Below are 18945 nucleotides of genomic sequence, written 5' to 3' on the forward strand. Positions count from 1 at the left end.
TAATGGTTGATATCAATCGTTAAGCCTTTTTTATTGTTCATTTTATACCCATACCTATAAAGCAGTAATTTCTTCTATAAGCAGCGGCAGTATCACACCAGCCTTTTCTGCTAAAGTGATATCAACGATGGTGTTTGGCGTCGGGTCGGGGTTTATCTCTATAATCTTGGCACCATTTTGCTTGGCTAGCTGTGCGAGACCTGCGGCAGGGTAAACAAGACTTGATGTGCCAATACTGATAAATACCTCGCAATTAGCCGCTGCTTCTTCTGCAATCTGCCATGCTTGTATGGGTAAGGCTTCTCCAAACCAAACAATATCCGGTCGGATATAGCCACCACAATGCGGGCAGGTCAGCAGTGCCTCATCGAAGCTCATGGTGTTTCGGTTATCGTATGAAGTTCTTGGTTGATCTTGAGAGGGTGTCTGACATTGACCACAGCGGTTGCGCCACAGATGACCGTGTAAATGAGTCACCGAGCTACCAGCTTGCTCATGCAAATCATCGACATTTTGAGTGATGAGAGTCACTTGCTGATCGGAAGTTTGCGCATGGTATTGCCACTGAGCCAAAGCATGATGTGCTGGATTTGGCGCTTTATCTGCTACCAGCTGTCTGCGCCATTGATACCATGACCACACCAGCTTTGGATCACGAGTGAACGCTTCAGGGGTGGCTAAGTCTTCGACTCCGTAGTTCTCCCACAATCCTGTCTGCTTGTCTCGGAACGTCGGGATACCACTTTCTGCTGAAATGCCAGCGCCAGTCAAAATGCAAATATGCTGTTTCGCTGCCAACAGTTTTGCCGCAAGTTTTACTTCTGCTATTAACGCTGGTGATAATTCTGCTAACATGAGCCAACCCTTGCTAATAATGGATATTTTTTCTTATGATAGACGGAATTTGGTGGCTTGTCATATTGTTCGCTGTCATCGCAGCCTTATGGTTCGCGGCAAAATCGCGCGGGGCAAAAGTAGGAGAAAAACATAGTGGCGCAAAATCAAAAAATGCCACACCTAATGATGCTCTGCAAAAAACAACAGCGCTATTAAAGCAGTACTTTCCTGATTATCGAGTCACACGTAAGGCAAATCATTTACTCGTTAGCAAACAAGGCAAGAAAGTCGCGATGATTACGATTGATAAGAAGATTGCTGCAAGTCAGCGCCGTCTAGGTGAGATACCAGTGATTAATTACCACAGAGTCCCCAGCCGTGACCAACTGACTGCAAATCTACAAGAGGCGGAGTAAATTTTGCTATATAGCCAATTCTCTATAAATTGGGTACGGTGTCAGTCTCGCTCAGTCTACTATTTATAGTATTTTCACTCGGCTTCCTTGTATCCAAATTATACCGAACCGACTACAGGTGAGAGCCTCAGAAGTATACGGGCACAGAAAGGCCGCAAATATCTTGAAGTGTAGGTTTGATGAGTATGAATAGTTTAGGGCAGTGCTAAGGTAAGGAAGTGATGGAGCGAGGTTGTAAACATCATAATTGGTGCGCTCGGCGGGAATCGAACCCACGACCCTCGGCTTCGGAGGCTAGAACCACCATATTTTGTTAAACAGCGTTAATGTAAAATAACCTACCATACTATATAACTAAAGGGATATAAAGGATTGATCGGTATGACGTTTAGCGTATTTTAAAGGAGTTTATAGCAACATGAATATCAATTTTGGTCACTAGTTAAGTATAAAATTTAGACATTATTTATGGTTTTAATGTACATATTTCGTACTTAACTTTTTAAAAACTATCAGTGAGCCCTAGCACTAGCACGCTGCTTAAAAACTAATAAGCAGGCAATGATGAAAACTAATAGTGCTGCCGAAGCTCCAAAACGACTAAGTGCAAGACCGCCATGATCAAGCGGCTTATCTAAGAAATCGCCTAAGACTGCTCCTAAAGGGCGAGTCAAGACAAAGGCAATCCAGAATAGAAGCGTTTTAGATATTTTAGTGCCAAAATGCATCAAAGCGATAAGCGCTAGTAAAGAGCCAAAAATGATAGCACTCGTTGTATAGCCCATGCCTTTAGTGTCTGCTACCCAGTCACCAAGTGCGGTACCTAATGTTTGTGAAAACATGATGGTCGTCCAATAAAACACTTCCGCCTTAGGTTTACTAATGCTATCGACAGCGATACTTCCCATCGTTTTCTGCCACATAATTAGGCATACCCCAAGTAGAGCTACCAGCAGCGCTGACCCGCCAGCGTAGCCAATGCCTAATGACCTAGTCACGTAATCCGCTATCGTTGTACCTAAGGTCGTCGTCGCTATAATGGTGGTCCAATATAACCATTTATTAAAGGAGTTAGCTTTGATTTGGGTGGCTACTGCTATAGCAAACAATACAGCGAATATACCAGTACTGACAATGTAGCCTAGGTTTAGCGACATTGATAAAGCGTCGCCTGCCGTTTCACCTAGTGTCGTAGCAGCGATTTTAATTATCCAAAAAAGTAGGGTAACTTCCGGAACTTTGGACAAAGCGTTTAGCACTGGATCATTACTAAAACCAGTGGGTGAATATTGAGTGTTCAAGGTTGTATTCATAGGTGGATTCACTCTATTGAGAAGCAAATTTAATGTTACGTTGTAGACGTCACTAAATTATCAATAGAGGTGTTAAGAAAACGTGAAGATATAGCCAATTAAAGCTATTAAAATTTCTATGTATAAGTTTAGAAGACTAGCGTGATACAAAGTCCTTGATTACCATTTAAGTTTAAAATTTCAGAAGTAGAGTCATTCATAAAAACATCGATACCTGCCTGCTCACAGATTGACTTGACGATAGAGAGCCCAAGTCCTGTACCTTCTATTTCCTGTGATTGCTTACTGGCGCTATCTGATCTTGGAGCGCTTATAGTATCGCTGAATTGATCAATAGTACCTGCCAACTGGTTAAGCCGTACAAAGGGTTCAAAAGCATTCCCATAGTCACTAGAATCAATGCCTGCACCTGAGTCCACTACTTGTAACACTAGTCTGTTATCTTTGACCTTGTTAAAATTGTTTGGTTTTCCAGATTGAATTACATGTGAGCCAAAATTGTATTGAGTATTTAGAGCTAATTTATCTGATTTGTCTAGGTCTTGCTCAAGTTGATATAGTTTAACCATGACTTGACCACCAGCTGGCGTGTAAATAATGGCGTTTTGAATAAGGTTTTTGATCAGGATCAATAACGACGTCTCGTCCATATTTACTTTATTATTAGACTGCATATCAAGACTTAGCTCGATATTTTTATTATCAGCAATAGGAATGAGTAATCCTATGACTTGTTCGATAATAAATTTAACGCTGGTGGGGGTTTCTTCATGATCGAGCACTGTATTGATATTGCCAGCTTTAGCAAGCGTCAATAATTGCTCAACCAAACTTTGATTACGTTTCAAGCGAATAGCCAGTTTATCAAGACCTTCCGACATAACATTATTATTACTAATACGCTGCAATCGTTGTAGCTGTAATGAGATAGCAGTGAGCGGCGAGCGCAGTTCGTGAGCAGCATCAGCGATAAAACGTTGTTGACGCTCTATACTAATCTTCACTAAGGCTAATAACCTATTTAGGGATTCTGCTAGTGGCAGCAACTCAGAGGGCAGTCTACCAATCGATAAAGGACTTAGGTCATTCTCATTACGTGCGCTTATCTCATAGTGTAATTGGCGCACAGGTTTCATCATTCGCCACATGATAAAAGGGAGTAAAAGCAATAATAATGCTATACCGATAATAAGGGGTAAAAAAGATTGCAAGGCACTGGCTTTGGCTAAATCATCCTGTAAATCTGTCTGCTGGCGTAAGATTAGCGCCACTTCTTCATCAGTATCTAAAGACTGAATCTTGACATCATTTCTATAAGTTCGCCAAGAATGGCCGTCAATATCTTGATCGCTTATTCCTTGTGGAATGCTATCTACTAATGCCAGCGATATAGGTTCTGAGTAATCATGCTCGTCATCGCTTTTATCATTCTGATAATCTTGTACCCCGTTACTGAGTGAGGCGGAGAGTATGACGATATCAACGGTGATCGCACCATCATCGTCATCGGTATCAAAATGGATGTTACTGCTGGTATGCTCTTCATTGTCTAAAGCAGCTGCATTACTATTTAAACCGCTAATATTGAGCGACTGCTCCAATAAGGCGGCAGTATTTTTTAAGTTATCATCTTGAAAGTCATTTATCTCGTTATAGCTGTACCAAAATCCATAACCGCCAGCCACTATTGCCAGTAGCAAGAATGACACAACAGACCAAAAGATAAGTTGGAACTGTAATGAGTTAAAGAGCTTACGGAATTTAGGCATAGCATTTAACTTTTATAGATAATAGCGAGTGTTTTGAGTTATTCATTTAAAGTTAGGTATTGCTGATATACCAGCCAAGGCCACGAATATTTTTGATTCTATCTTGTCCGACCTTTTTGCGTAAACTATGAATCAAAAACTCAATGGCGTTACTCTCAACTTCACCGCCCCAGCCATATAGAGAATCTTCAAGCTCATTTTTGGACATGACTTTTTCAGGCGATAGCATGAAGGTGATCAGGAGCATGTACTCTTTGGCGGTCAAATCTATAGGGCGGCCATCCATCATGACCCGTTTGTGTGCGGTATCTAAACTTAAATTGCCAACGGTTACTTGATTATCAGCCTTGCCTTGAGCACGGCGAATAAGCACTCTCATGCGTGCAAAGACTTCTGCTAGCTCAAAAGGCTTAACGACATAATCATCAGCCCCTGAGTCTAGACCTGCCACTCTATCTCTTAGTTGATCACGTGCAGTTAATATTAATACTGGCGTTTCAATTTTAGCATCACGAATAGCGGTCAACACGCCCATACCATCAACCTCTGGCAAGCCCAAATCTAATAAAACGATGTCATAAGGTTGCACCCTTAATGTCAGTATGGCTTGGCGACCATCTTTGACCCAATCAACCGTATATGCCTCATCCTGTAAAGCTTCACATAGACTTTCGCCAATCATTAAATCATCTTCGACTACTAATACTCTCATTAGATGCCCTTATTGTGTGGCTATTAGGATTAAAAAATATTTATCTATAGTGAAAATTTTTATAGTGTCTTTAAACTAAAAAGCTCTAATCAATACAAGTGTACAGAGTAGAGCCGTTGTTAAGCTATATTCAACCAAGTTTTAAAATATTAATCATCATCGTCTAACTGACTGCTGATAACCTGACCATTCGTGCTATCAATTATTAGTTTATGTATGTCCATCCCTTTAGCTATTTCAATCTCGTAAGCGGGTATACCGTTATCAAAATCAAACTCTGCTTCAGTAATTTTGCCACCAACACTTTGCGTTGCTTTTTGCATGGCTTGGGTTAGGGTTTTCTGAGCTTGCCTCATAGCGTTATATTCTGCTAAATCGTCTTGATCCATTTTTCCCTGCTTAGATTTTAGGACTTTGCCGCTACTGGCATCAACTTTTACTTTATGCTCCATGCCACTATCGATAAGCTCGATTTCATACTCACCACCTTCCATATAGTCGTTTTGGTCAAACTCAGCACTGATTAAGTCTCCTTCGACTGTTTTTTGTGCAATAGCGACGGCTTGCTCTAGACTGATTTTACTCTGTGCTATTGCGACTGCGTCACTCGTCTTTGCGCCTGAAATAGCAGGTATTTGACCTGAGGCAACAGCGAGCGTACCAATACCTAGAACGCTAAGAGCAATAAGTAGGGATTTGCTGAGGGTTGATAGTTTTTTTATCGTGTTTACTCCGTATTTAAGGTTCATGTCTGACGACTTATTATCAAAGTTGTCAGAAGTGTCGATATGAATCCATCATACAAAAGAAGACATAGGAGAAGCTTAGCGTAGAATAAGCGTTTGATTAGATGTTAAAACTTACAGGTAAAAAAACCTATAAATTATAGGCAGAAGCTTTAGGTGGTTTAATCCTAATAGTAATCGGTGTGACGATGATTGTCTAAAGCATGATTATTTTATTTGACATTAGTTTTTCTTTTGAAAAACACGCTAGCAAGCGCACAAACTATCGTTAGTGAAAGCAGCATTGATACTAAAGTATGACTAAAGAAATGATCACCAAACATCATTTTGTAGAGTCCCATTGACCAACCTAATACGGTTACGGTTTCAAATATTCTGTAGCGATACTTATAAAGAGCAGGTATAAATACTAAACCATATAAAGAAAATCCTGCGCTAGCATGAGCCGCTGGGAAGCATTTTGCATCGGTTTTAGCGAGCATGCTTTGCCAAAGATTAAGATAGGGTAGATCCCCACCGAACAAGGTTAAATGATTAGGGCAACTAACATGTGTGACCCCTTTTAATAGTGCGATAGTACTAGGTACTGCAATAAGAATAATCAGTAAGTAACTTATCTCACGAATTGAGAAAGGTACAATATATTTATTCAGATTACTATGATTGGTGATAAAGGGTCTCTTTGCAAGACGTTTATATTTGACAAGTAATATGGTTAATAGATAGATAGCTGATAAAATTAATAGCGCTTTAGGGCCGTCGTAAAAAATAAAAGCATAAGGCTGAGCGCTTTTTTCTATAAGCCACTGACCATTATTATAAAAAAACTCACTGATACGAATATCAAATTGGCTATGCTCAAATGTCAAAGTCGCAATGATTGTTAAGCAAAATAGCTTGAGCCACATCCAATGAGAGAAGTTATTGTCTAGAGTCATCGAAACGCCTTATTGATCAAATCGCAAAAAAGCATAAGCACTATTCAGTATGAAAGACTGGATAACGCCATCAACCATAAAACAAAAAGTAGCAACAGTGCTAAAAATTGCGCAGCAGAACCGACATCTTTGGCTATCTTCGCTAATGGATGCTGTTTGGTTGAGGTATGATCGATACTTGCCTCTATTCCCGTATTAATAAGCTCCACAATCAGGGATAAGAATGAAGCAACCACAAGCACCATTTTTAGAATAACTCCAAAAGGCATAAATACGATGACAGTGAAAAGTACAAGATTAAGCCATATAACTTGTCTAAATGCGGCCTCATACTTATAAGCCGCTTTAAAACCATCTATAGAATACCCCGTAGCTTTAACAATACGAGCTAACCCTTTTTTACCTTTAACCTCATTTGCAAAACTATCCGCTATAAAAGTACCATCAGATACGGGCTGATTTTTATAATCAAGATTTTTATGTTCGTGGCTCAGAGCAGTAGTCTTGGAATTATTCATATCGATAGCTTAGTGTTTATTAAGATTAGAATAGCTGGCAGGTCTTAATGATATGACAGTGCATGTTAAGATCGCGTTAAGGTAAATTTCACAAACTAAAAAGCAGTAGCTGATACCTAGTTTTACTACGGTATCAGCTACTGCTGCTTGTCAAAATTGAGATGCGAATAAAAAGTGCAATCATCGATTTAATTATTATTGTAATGATCCCAGTGTAGGAGAAGGGCACTGGTTAGCACTTGGGTATCAGTATGAGCTTATGGTTGTTAAGAAAACGTTAAGAGCAACACTTTTCAAAATTTATAATTAGCTGAGATACCATAAAATTTTGGTAACTTTCGTAATAATGAGATGCTTGTCATCAAATTAGCTGACTCCTTAACGCTCTAAGGTGTCGGCTAATTTACGTCTTGTTAAATGCGTATTGGTCTAAAACTAGTTCGATAAACTATTAATCCTCCTCCTCCATATCAACTTGGCTGATTAAAATCTTGCCAGTATTGGCGTCTATACTCACATCATATATCTGATTGTCTTTGACAACTTCGATGTCATATAGAGCTTGGCCTTTTTCAAGCTCGAACTCAACACCGATTACTTGACCATTTACGCTTTGAGTGGCTTTTTGCATAGCACTAGTTAGCGTCACTTTGGCTTGCATCAGCGCGCTGTATTCAGCCATGTCCTTTTTGTCTAACTTTTCTTCATCAGTCTCGATGACTTTACCAGTATTGGCATCAATCTTGATCTCGTAAGCCGTACCGTTAGAGATGAATTCGACTTCGTACTCACCTGTTGTGGCACTGTTGTCATCATCTTCGTCGTCATAATCAAACTCTGCGCTGACCAAATCACCTTTAGCATTTTGTTTGGCTATATCGATTGCCTGCGTTAAGCTGATCTTACTTTGCATAGCACTAACGGCTTCACTTGATCCAGTTACCGCTTTGGTATTGGTAGCAGGGGCGGCTATAGCGGTTGCACCTACGCCTGCAATAGTAAGGGCGATGATTGCTGATTTGGTTAGCGTTGATAAGTTTTTCATAATAGTTATCCTTTGTATTCAATTAATTTCTGATAAAATCATAAGTGGTTTTGACAGCTACCTTTTGGGTATGAGTCTATGATACAAGAGATGACATAGGAGAAACTTAGCGGGAAATAAGAGTTTAATTAGCGAGTGAAATATAATAACTATCGCTTAGTTTTTTGAGTTAAATCATTGTTAAAAGACTATTAAACGTTTAACACAGCTAATATTCGTTCTAGATACTAGGCTTGCTAAGTTTTGATTAAAGGAGTGTCTATAGGAGGAAAGGATGTCAGAAAAGTTCTTACGAAACACCACACTTATTACTTATTCACCTTCAAAAGTGTCAATAGTACCTTGCGAAGATATCTTGATTTTGAACTTTGAGCCTCATGGAGATGAAGTTTTTTGGCTCAATACCTATGGATTGAGTGAATTAGATGAGATGGAACAAGTAGTTATCCAAAACCAGTTTGATGACTTCTTAATTAAATTACTGCAAGATGATGAGCATGCCAATAAGGTTATTGAACTCGATAACGTATTATTTATCGCCTTGAAGGTGCTGAAAACTGACGATAAAAATCTAAATAATGAACAACTGATTTTTGTTGTATCGTCAAATATGTTATGGAGTTTGCAAGAGAGTATTGACGACCATTTCCAGTGGATTCGTGATCGCTTGATTCAAGGTAAAGGGCAAGTTCGAAGCAAAAGAGTCGATTACTTAATTTTTCTTTTGATTGAATCACTGATAGCAAACTATGAGGAAACGTTTGAAAAATTATTGAATGCTGACAGTGACTCTATAAAGGTGACGAATATTAATCCAACACCTTATTTCACTGAAAAGGTTGAGGAGCAAAAACGTCGCATGTTGAATTTTAAGAAAGCGACGCTAAGCTTGCGTAATACTATTGTAAAACTGAAAACGATTAATATCATTCCTATGGACAGCAAGTATTTTACAGAGCTAAAAGAGCAAGCCAACAATTTGATTGATGAAATTGATTTTGAGTTGTTTGAGCTTGATAGTAAAACCAATCTGATATTCTCAATTCAGGGCCATCGTTTGAATGAAATCATGCGTACCTTGACCTTAATGTCAGTGGTATTTATACCATTAACCTTTTTGGTAGGCGTTTATGGCATGAATTTTGAGTACATGCCTGAGTTAAAATGGAAGGAGGGTTACTTTGCCTTATGGGGTGTAATGGCAATATTGATTATGGCCATCGTTGTGTATTTTAAACGTAAGAAATGGTTTTAAATCAGTCGTAGTCTAGCTTTTTATATTTTGAGATATGCAAATATGACGTAGGGAAGGCTTAATAAGAGGTAATAATTTAATTAACGAAGATATATTTAAATTAAGAGGTAACTGATGAGGTCTTAACACTTTCTTAATAGCTGAGTAATTACTATAGGTTAAGGATGTAGCAAATACAGTGCTATCTCCCAACTACTCTAAAAAGGAAAGCACTCATGTCTATCTCTCCTCAACTACTCGTATCAGAAAACAGCCTATCCAAGTCATCAAAGTCATCAAAGTATGCCAACATGTTCAATAAAGTGCCACAAATCACTTTAGTGTTTTGGCTGATAAAAATGATGTCAACCACAGTAGGTGAAACAGCTGCCGACTTTATGATCTTTAACTTTAAGCTAGGCTTGCCAGTCACTTCTCTTATCATGACCGTACTGTTTTCAATCGTATTAGTGATACAGCTAAAAGCCAAAGACTATATACCGTGGAAATACTGGCTAACGGTAGTGTTTGTCAGTATCTTAGGGACACTGATTACCGATAATATGACAGACAACCTTGGCATCCCATTATCTTATTCCACAATAGGTTTTAGCATAATACTGGCGGTAGTCTTCGCTATTTGGTACGCACGAGAAAAAACTCTATCCATTCATCATATTGATACCTTTGCTCGTGAATTATTCTATTGGACAGCTATTTTGGCTACTTTTGCGCTCGGAACTGCCGCAGGAGATTGGTTTGCAGAAGGGCTTAGCATTGGCTATCAAAACTCTACATTGATATTTGCGATAGGAATAGCACTCATTACCGGAGGGTTTTACGTGCTTAAGTTAAACGCCGTATTATGCTTTTGGTTGGCTTACATTTTGACACGCCCCTTGGGAGCTGCACTTGGTGATTGGTTATCACAACCGATCAAGAATGGAGGGCTGGATCTAGGCGTCACTAGCATAAGCGTTGTATTTTTACTAATGATTGTGGGTCTGGTAGGTTATGAGACATATAAAAAAAGCGGAAGGATAAGTAGGAACTAATAAGTTAACAATTTAGTTTGGGTATGGCACCCTTTACTGGACTTGAAGCAACGACTGAATCTGTGACAGACAGTAATGATTTAAAAGATAATCACTTAAAAGGTAAAGTTCTAGAAGCTATGAACCAAGATGAAGTAGATGGCCAACACGTAGAGACTGCAGTAGAAGCTGACGTTATCGGACCAAAATGGCGCTATGTTACTAATACTGTTACCAAGTATGGTCAAACTTATTATAATTTTACGGGACTGCGTCATTTTAAAGAAAAATTCAATCCTGATTGGGAGCCACGCTATATAGGCATCGAAACGGGACTTAGAGCGGGTATGAAACCGATTAAAGGCTTAACAGATACAACCTTACTCATATCAGGTGGTCTTAGTAGTTTGGTAAGGAATTGAAGTTAATTAATATCATTGTACAGCACTATTTATTAATAGCGTTTGAGCGTAATTGCAGCACTATCCACTTTATTTATAATAAATACTAAAGGTACTGCCACCAGTAGGATTGTTATGATGAGTAAGTTGCCAGCCCATGTGCGTCATTATGCGTTGTACGATGCTAAGGCCCAACCCAGTACCCTCAACCTTATAGCTTGCATATTCCTTTGAGGCAGATGCAGTAGCCAAAGGCTTATTATTGCTCTTTTGTTCCAGACGCTCAAACCTTTCATAGAGCAGAGGCATCATAGCTTCAGGAATACCTAAACCGGTATCTGTAACGGTTACCTTTTTATCATCAATAGTGACTCTTACTTCACCATCATCTGTATATTGAAAGGCATTTTTAATTAGATTGCCTAACGCCATTTTTAGTAGTTCAGGTCGCACGTATGCGAAATGCTCTTGTTCAGCGGCTACGGTATAGTTCACCGTTTTATAACGTAGTAAGTACTTTAAGCGGTCTACTTCACTTAAAGCAATGCTGTTGATAGAAGTTCTCGGAGCATCTAGTTTTTCAGGAGCACGCGAAAGTAATAATAGCGCACTAATAATTTCAGAAGTTTCCTTGGCCGTAGTGCTAATACGGTCGGTGAACTCGCTCAAACGATTATCGCTTTCTAATTGAGAAGCTAGTACTTCTGACGCGCCCATAATGATTGTTAAAGGAGTACGTAGTTCGTGACTGACATCACCCGTAAATAACTGCTCACGTTTAAGATACTGCTCAAGCTTATGGTTTTTATCGTCAATAGCACGGGCTAACACACCGACTTCCGATGGTAAATGAGTCAACTCAGTTAAATTCTGATGGTCGTTTTCTACCGCACTTTTTAAGTCTAATAAAGGCTTAGTAATCTGCCTAGAGGATAGTTGAGAGAATATAACAGCAATAAGTAAACTTAGAATAATAGCCGCGTTCAATGCGTTAGAGAACGTATCCTCTAGTTGTTCAAAAATTGCCAAAACAGGATAGTTTTCCATTACCATCTCGTCATCTTCTAAATAGGTCAAAATATAATTCTGCTTACCTTGCTTATAATTAAAAAAGAACATTTCAGACTCAGTGTATCCATCATCTGTAGCGACAGTTACATTTATATCTTTAACGGTCTCAGTCGCCAAAGTTTTTAAATCATCAGGGGCGTAATCGTAACTATAGATTTTAATACCTGGATCTACAGTGTAAATAGGTTGCTCGCCCCGTTTTTCTTGACTAAGCTCTAATTGTTGTAACAAACCCGCTTTAACTAGTTCTTGTTCCATTCTAGTCTCAGCATATACATAAATGCTAATAAATACAGAGCAAAGCATTAGGGCAAAAACTAAGTATGATAGTCGAAATTTATTGGCGATTGATTCAATATAGAACATAGTAATTTCTTAGTGATGAGAAACAGCAAATAGAGAAGAGTAGATATAGTTAAGGTGACTTAATGAAAGAAGTGTCGAAAATTTTATTGAGATACTTTATGCTCTATTTGGATCAATAATTTGATAACCTACTCCAGGCATTGTGATTATCATAGGTTTAGCAAATGGCTTATCGACTTGTACACGTACACTGTGCAAGTGAGTCCGCAACGCATCACTGCTAGGAATATCTTCACCCCACACCTTTTCTTCAAGCTCATTCTTGCTAACGACTCGGGGCGATGCACTCATTAAAGCTTCTAATATTTTAAACCCTGTAGGTGTCAGTTTTAACGGCTGATTTTCGCGTGCGATAGTATGCTCATTAGCATTTAAGGACAAGTCGCCAATAATTATACTATGCTCAAAAAGATCATCTTGATTTCGACGTATAAGCGCCTTGATACGTGCCTCTAACTCAACGAGTGAGAAGGGCTTGACCAGATAATCATCAGCACCACTATCAAAACCTGCAACTTTGTCTAAGACCGTATCGCGTGCGGTTAGCATCAATACGGGAGTTTTATTATGCAAGTCTTCTCTGAGCTTTTTACATAGTTTTGTACCATCCATACCCGGTAACATGACATCTAACAAGATAACGTCATAACGATTGTTCGCAGCCAACGTTAGGCCACTAATGCCATTATGAGCATTGTCTAACTCAAAACCTTTGGGTTCAAAAAAGGCATAAATATTGGCAACGATGTCAGGGTTATCTTCAACAACAAGTATCTTGTACATAGGGGTCTCGTGTATAAATGCCATAGTTGATACTAAATAAAATAGATATGTTACTTTATGGCGCGTGACTGGGATAAATTTTTCTAGCGTGCTGTGCCTACGCAGACAGAGGCTGCGAAATATTTATCCCAATCACGCTGTAGCGTTTTCATATTGAACTGACTATAGCAGTACTTAGTTTTCAAACTTTAATAAACAGATTTAAAAAAGGTCGGCGCTCCTTTTACTTCCTCAGTAGTAATACCGAAAAAGTTAAGCAGAGTCGGCGTAATAAAGTCGTGTGATACGGGCTGATCAATCATACCAACGAGGCTACTTTTATCAATATTATTACTAGTAGGCGACCAAATAATGACGGGCACCTGCTTTTGGGCGTCGGGTGCTATAGCGTAGGGCATACCATGCAAGTAGATATTGTTCTCGCCTAAGCTCTCTCCATGGTCGCTGATGTATACCATCACCACATCATAATTTTGCTCGTAGGGTTTTAGCGTATCAATAACATTATTTAAGAAGTAGTCGGTATAACGAATAGCGTTGTCATAAGCGTTGATAACAGATTGATCATCACATTTAGAGAGCTCATTGGTCATACATACTGGCTTATACTCTTCAAACTCTTTTGGATAACGTTTGTAGTAAGCAGGACCATGATTGCCCATTTGATGTAATAAAATAAGCGTATCTTTAGCAGGTCCTTCTGATTTTACCTCTGCATCTGAATTAACTAAAGTACTAAAACCATCAAGCATACCGATGTCACGACACTCCTCATCACAATTTGGGTTGACATCAGCTGTCTTATAATCCTCAAAGGTCACTCGATCCGCGACCCCTTTAGAGCTCGAATTATTATCTCGCCAAACCACACTGACGCCTTGCTTATTTAAGGTATCTAGTACGTTTTCATTATAGTCTGCACTTTTAGAATCGTAATCTTCTCTATTAGAATAGCTAAACATGCAAGGTACAGAATAGGCAGTAGAGGTTCCGCAAGAGGTGGCCTTTTTAAAGCTATAGACATCTGGCTGGCTGGCAAGTAGGGGCATAGTCTCGCGCTTATAGCCATTTAAGCCGATGTGATCAGCACGAACCGTTTCACCAACGACGAATACCATAAGTTTAGGTTTTACAGCTTTAGTACTGACTGTAGGAGTTATTCGTTTTGCATCTGTTGCATGCAATGTCAAAGTATCAGGACGGCGCAATTCATCAACGTAATCGCTACCCAACTTGATGACAGAATAGATAGGAGTAATAGGGTTAGTGTAATTACGCACTATTTTATGTTGACGAAAAAAAGTAGCGTACTGATCACCGAATGGTAATAGGCAAGCAGCTATTACGGCGAAAGATAGAATTAAAGTGACTGCTTTTTGCCACAATGCTCGACGTAAAGGCACACGCTTAATATTTAATTTAGCAATAATAACCGAGGGTATAACGCCTAATACAAACACTCGTACAAAGAAACTTAGCGACATCAATCCCATCGCTTCGCCTTGATCAGTTTGCATGCTATTGATAAGCATATTAGTATCAAATATAGTGCCATAGGCATCAGTAAAATAGGAACATATGGCAGCTATTGTAACTAGAGCGATTAGTACGGGCTTGGCAAAGGGTCTGTAGCATAACAATTGAATGAGTAGCCACATTAAGCCGAACAATAAGCCTGTGATCGAAATCATGAAGCCAATATTATCGCCAAGAGGATAAATGCTTAGTACTTGTGAGAAAAAGCCAAAATTCGCAGTAGCGACTAAATAGAGCGCAACGATGATAATTAAAAAGCTAAGATTAATTTCACGATCAAAGATTTTACTAAGATATCTTGATTTAGTGCTGGCTTTGGTAATTTCAGTGCTAAGTGCTTGAGAGGTTGACATAAACAGGCTTCTCAACAGGATGATAAGGAATTTGATTTCCTACCATAACAAGTGCTCTGTTAAGAAGACGTTAAGGTGAGATATTACCTTTTTTATAGCTGGCTAATCGACGCCTAATAAACCAACCAATAATAATGATTATAGTAAGCAGTAGAAAAATCTTTGAATAGGGTGATAATGCTGTTTCTATAACCTCATAGTTTTTGCCAAAGTGATAACCTGCAAGCGTCAGCACGGTTGTCCATACACTAGAACCTAAAGCAGTTAATGCTATAAACGATAAGATGGGCATTTTGTTCATGCCAGCAGGAACAGAGATAAGTGAGCGAATACCAGGAACCATACGCCCAAAAAACACCGCTTTTTTACCATGCTTATCGAACCAATCGCTAGACGATAATACATCTTCAGGTTTAACAAACACGTATTTACCGTACTTGTCAGTAAAAGCCACTAAGCGCTCTTTATTGAATAAACTGCCAAGATAATATAGAGGTAGTGCGCCAAGTACGCATCCTAACGTACCTGCTAGTATGACTAGTATTAAATTAAAATCACCTCGTGCTACCGCAAAGCCTGCCGCTGGCATGATGACTTCTGAAGGGATCGGCGGAAAAACGTTTTCGGCGAACATAGCAAAGACAATACCTAAGTAGCCGAATTTTGCCATGACTGCAAGCACCCATTCACTAATCTGGTTCATTGAAAATCTCGCTGAGCGTATAGTTGGAAAAGGTAGCGTAGCAAGGGAGATGTTAAGAAGAGGTTAAGATGGGCAAGATAAGAATCATTAAATTGTTATTGAATATAATGAAACAACTAGGGTCTGTTGAACATTCAAATGTGGTACTGGCAGTGTCTATTTTTTAGACAATACGCAGTGAAATTTTTGACGCCTAGTCATTCTAGGGTAGACAATTTCGCCATGTATTGGCAAAAAATAGCTCTGCCCTGAAAGGCTGATGCTAAAATCACCTCAAACGTTGTTGTAAACCTAGCTAAGGTCTCGACATTATCGTCGGTTTACGCCTAGTCTGGGGCGATTTTAGCAATCAGCAGTCCTAATATTTGAATGTTCAACAGACCCTAGTCACTTATTTAATAATAGTTTAGATATTCACTCTTATGCTGTTATTTCGATCTCATGACCTTTGTTTCTGTATTGATTATCTGACGTACAAATATGGCGAACTTGTCAATGATATTATATGTTTCTCGCCCAACACTTCGATGCACACTCATTAAATCTGTAAAACTATGCGGTGCACCAAGTACAGTATGAGTCTATACATTGATACCATTATCTCGTAGCTGCTTGGCATAAACTAAGGCTTCATCACGTAAAATATCTAATTCAGCGGCGATGACATAGCTTGGGCATATTTGTGTGTTATCACCATGTATGAGTGAAAGAAGAGCATACGGTTGCGTTAAGGAGCTATCTTGTAGATAAGTGGTATGAAACACTTTAATGTCGTTATAATCCAATTGATATGGATAAAATGATTTTTTATAGGAGTCAAGATGGAATGAGGCATGAGGCATGAGGCATGAGGCATGAGGCATGAGGCATGAGGCAGGATTCTACTTGAGTGTAAGACCAGAACAGTATTTATCACTATAATGGTTAACTATTATATCTACTAAGGCCACAAGGAAATATTATTCAAACGGCAAATCATTTCCGATCGTGATCGCTAAATTCATTCGACAACTTTATTAAAGTTGACATTATTTTAAACGATTATTCAGCACTGATACTATAGATTTGATTTGGCTTGACTATTCAATGTGTCACGTGTCTTATCAAGAAAATCGGCGACGTTATTTAATTACCCTAGGCTTCGGGGGTTAGAACCACCATATTTCTTTAAATAACTTTAATGTATATAAACCTGATATATTATTATAAATAAAGGGATAGGAAGGATTTTGTGCCATGACGTTTAGCGTATTTTAAAGGGGTTTATAGCAACATAAATATCAATTTTGGTCACTAGTTAAGTATAAAGTTTAATCATTATTTATGGTTTTAATGTATGTATTTTATACTTAAATTTTTCATAAATTACTGATTAAGCGAATTATTAACTCATCAAAGTAATATCGGAATAAATTACTGTAGAAATGAGTTGCTATAATTTCGAAAAAATAGTCAGGCATTTCAGCCGTAGTTTAGATCTTAACGAGTTTTCGAATGCGTTGAAGAAACCGTTCTGGACTACACTTGCAAATACTCTGATATTGAGTTCTTGACAACAACGTTTTTAGATTACCTTCTTTTGATTTACCTTGTTAAGCCATCAACAATTCTACACTGACTTGAAAATAATAGTCATCCTTAATCGTGATGCCAACCTTGCCTTTATGAGCATTAGCGATAGCCTGAACGATAGACAACCCCAATCCTGTGCCTGAATGCTGATGACTAGTCTTATCATGACGATAGAATCGCTCAAACAATTTATCAGCTTCACTCTGGTTTAGCGGTTTATCTAAGCGATTGGTCACTGTTATTAATAAAGATTGTTTTGAGGATAGAGCCTCTTCCTTTGCCGTATCAAGGGTGCTGCTCGAGGCAATAATGGTAGCTGATATTGTGATAACACTGTCACTAGCGGCGTAATAAATGGCATTTGACATCAGATTGGCAAACAGCCGCTGCAATAGGCCTTCATCACCTAATACTTTCTTAAACTCTCCCACTTTTTCAAAAGTTATCCCTCGATCCTCTGCAATCATTTCATAGTAATCAACGAGCTTGGTGATTAGGTTTTCAGTATCTACGTGATTAATTTGCGAGTCACTTAATCCTTTCTGAGTTTTTGCCAGTAGCAACATATTGTTTATCATGGCTGACAGCTGCTCTAACGTATCATGCTGATGATGCAGTTGCTCGATGTATTCGTTGCCTTCTCTTGGCTTAGTTAGCATGACCTGCGTTTGTGTACTCAGTGTCGCTATTGGGGTACGCAGCTCATGAGCGATATTGTCTGAAAATCGTGACAAAGATTCAAAGTTGCTTTCAAGCTTGACCATCATCGAATTATAAGACTCTGCTAGTGGCCGCAGTTCTAACGGCATATCGTCAACCCCAACTCTTTCGTCTAACCTTTGGAGGTTTATGCCTTGCATTTTTTGTACGATAGTGGCCAGAGGCGCAAAACCCCAATACACACTTAATGCCGCTACTGAAACCAATAATAAGGTGATGGCAGTAAGTATCAAGGTCAGCTGGCGATTAAACTGGATAAGATATTGATGATGCACATCGATAGGTAATGCAATAAACGCCAAAACCTCTTGATTTCGAATAATAATTGCTCGGTAATGCCTATTATTTATCTTGATCATAAACTGCTGATCGTGATGATCCTGCCATAGTGATAACAAGCTAAAATCGGGCGGTAAATTATGAATGAAATTACTAGGGTCACTGGATAATAATTTGCCTTTTTTATCTGCTACTAAGGTTTTTAAATCATAATCTAGCCAAGAGGAATGCAAGTGATTGTCATTAATGAGTGATTGGGACTTTGACACTGTGAATGGTTCTATGTGATCGTTAACATCACCCATGCGTTTACGCAGGTTAAAAGCCGCATGGGTGATAATCTCTGAGTCCATTTGCTCAAAGTGTCCACTCACAGAGCGCTGCACCCACGCATAGATGATGACCTGAGAGATAATAACGAAGACTGTCAATAAGAAAATAGTTCGCCATAGCAATGACCAGCGCCGATTTTTGAGTTTATAGTTCATGCTATTTAGAATAGTCTCCGTCCGCACCACTTTGGACTTCAGTAGCTAGCGCCTCCAATCGGTACCCCATACCACGCACAGTATGAATCAGCTTTGCCTCATGCTCATCAT

The 18945-nt window shown here is 38.9% G+C and carries 18 protein-coding genes; 4 read left to right on the forward strand and 14 right to left on the reverse strand.

Going from position 1 to position 18945, the window contains the following annotated elements:
• Positions 1–54: 54 nt before the first annotated feature.
• On the reverse strand, positions 55–855 hold the full coding sequence (locus IE130_RS13400) for an SIR2 family NAD-dependent protein deacylase (RefSeq protein WP_189586876.1): 801 nt from the start codon (positions 853–855) through the stop codon (positions 55–57).
• Positions 856–890: 35 nt separating this feature from the next.
• Between IE130_RS13400 and IE130_RS13405 the strand changes: the two genes are divergently transcribed.
• Entirely contained in the window at positions 891–1253 is a 363-nt protein-coding gene (locus IE130_RS13405) for a hypothetical protein (protein ID WP_189586878.1), read from the forward strand.
• A gap of 512 nt (positions 1254–1765) precedes the next feature.
• Here the strand turns inward: IE130_RS13405 and IE130_RS13410 are convergent.
• The 7 genes from IE130_RS13410 to IE130_RS13440 form a co-directional block, all read right to left on the reverse strand.
• Complete coding sequence (locus IE130_RS13410; protein WP_189586880.1) at positions 1766–2566, reverse strand: COG4705 family protein; 801 nt, start codon at positions 2564–2566, stop codon at positions 1766–1768.
• 128 nt (positions 2567–2694) lie between these two features.
• Positions 2695–4335, reverse strand: coding sequence for a sensor histidine kinase (locus IE130_RS13415; protein WP_189586882.1), 1641 nt, complete (start codon positions 4333–4335; stop codon positions 2695–2697).
• Positions 4336–4387: 52 nt separating this feature from the next.
• Positions 4388–5047: a response regulator gene (locus IE130_RS13420; RefSeq protein ID WP_189586885.1), complete on the reverse strand. Its 660-nt coding sequence runs from the start codon at positions 5045–5047 to the stop codon at positions 4388–4390.
• A 149-nt stretch (positions 5048–5196) separates the two neighbouring features.
• The gene (locus IE130_RS13425; protein ID WP_189586887.1) at positions 5197–5796 is read right to left on the reverse strand and encodes a PepSY domain-containing protein; all 600 of its coding nucleotides are present in this window, start codon (positions 5794–5796) and stop codon (positions 5197–5199) included.
• A 209-nt stretch (positions 5797–6005) separates the two neighbouring features.
• Entirely contained in the window at positions 6006–6731 is a 726-nt protein-coding gene (locus IE130_RS13430) for a PAP2 family lipid A phosphatase (RefSeq protein WP_189586889.1), read from the reverse strand.
• A gap of 44 nt (positions 6732–6775) precedes the next feature.
• Positions 6776–7249 carry a diacylglycerol kinase gene (locus tag IE130_RS13435; protein ID WP_189586891.1) on the reverse strand — a complete coding sequence of 158 codons (474 nt, stop codon included), beginning with the start codon at positions 7247–7249 and terminating at the stop codon, positions 6776–6778.
• 451 nt (positions 7250–7700) lie between these two features.
• Positions 7701–8294, reverse strand: coding sequence for a PepSY domain-containing protein (locus IE130_RS13440; RefSeq protein WP_189586893.1), 594 nt, complete (start codon positions 8292–8294; stop codon positions 7701–7703).
• Between the two features lie 274 nt (positions 8295–8568).
• Here IE130_RS13440 and IE130_RS13445 point away from each other — a divergent pair, with 274 nt between their 5' ends.
• From IE130_RS13445 to IE130_RS13455, 3 genes are all read left to right on the forward strand, one after another.
• The gene (locus tag IE130_RS13445) at positions 8569–9549 is read left to right on the forward strand and encodes a CorA family divalent cation transporter (protein WP_189586894.1); all 981 of its coding nucleotides are present in this window, start codon (positions 8569–8571) and stop codon (positions 9547–9549) included.
• Between the two features lie 215 nt (positions 9550–9764).
• On the forward strand, positions 9765–10583 hold the full coding sequence (locus IE130_RS13450) for a COG4705 family protein (RefSeq protein WP_264997275.1): 819 nt from the start codon (positions 9765–9767) through the stop codon (positions 10581–10583).
• Positions 10584–10606: 23 nt separating this feature from the next.
• Positions 10607–10984: a phosphatidylglycerol lysyltransferase domain-containing protein gene (locus tag IE130_RS13455; RefSeq protein ID WP_189586896.1), complete on the forward strand. Its 378-nt coding sequence runs from the start codon at positions 10607–10609 to the stop codon at positions 10982–10984.
• Between the two features lie 69 nt (positions 10985–11053).
• On the opposite strand, the gene IE130_RS13460 is transcribed toward IE130_RS13455, so the two are convergent.
• The 6 genes from IE130_RS13460 to IE130_RS13485 form a co-directional block, all read right to left on the reverse strand.
• A complete protein-coding gene (locus IE130_RS13460) occupies positions 11054–12292 on the reverse strand; it encodes a sensor histidine kinase (protein WP_308430277.1) in 1239 nt (412 codons plus the stop codon).
• Between the two features lie 204 nt (positions 12293–12496).
• Positions 12497–13183, reverse strand: coding sequence for a response regulator transcription factor (locus tag IE130_RS13465; protein ID WP_189586900.1), 687 nt, complete (start codon positions 13181–13183; stop codon positions 12497–12499).
• A gap of 188 nt (positions 13184–13371) precedes the next feature.
• The gene (locus IE130_RS13470) at positions 13372–15072 is read right to left on the reverse strand and encodes a phosphoethanolamine transferase (RefSeq protein WP_189586902.1); all 1701 of its coding nucleotides are present in this window, start codon (positions 15070–15072) and stop codon (positions 13372–13374) included.
• Positions 15073–15142: 70 nt separating this feature from the next.
• Positions 15143–15775, reverse strand: a complete 633-nt coding sequence (locus tag IE130_RS13475; RefSeq protein WP_189586904.1) for a DedA family protein — start codon at positions 15773–15775, stop codon at positions 15143–15145.
• A gap of 581 nt (positions 15776–16356) precedes the next feature.
• A complete protein-coding gene (locus tag IE130_RS13480) occupies positions 16357–16638 on the reverse strand; it encodes an alpha/beta hydrolase fold domain-containing protein (protein WP_308430278.1) in 282 nt (93 codons plus the stop codon).
• A 729-nt stretch (positions 16639–17367) separates the two neighbouring features.
• Positions 17368–18834 carry an ATP-binding protein gene (locus IE130_RS13485; RefSeq protein WP_189586907.1) on the reverse strand — a complete coding sequence of 489 codons (1467 nt, stop codon included), beginning with the start codon at positions 18832–18834 and terminating at the stop codon, positions 17368–17370.
• Positions 18835–18945: the final 111 nt, after the last annotated feature.

The sequence above is a fragment of the Psychrobacter glaciei genome (assembly GCF_014652895.1).
Lineage (GTDB): Bacteria > Pseudomonadota > Gammaproteobacteria > Pseudomonadales > Moraxellaceae > Psychrobacter > Psychrobacter glaciei.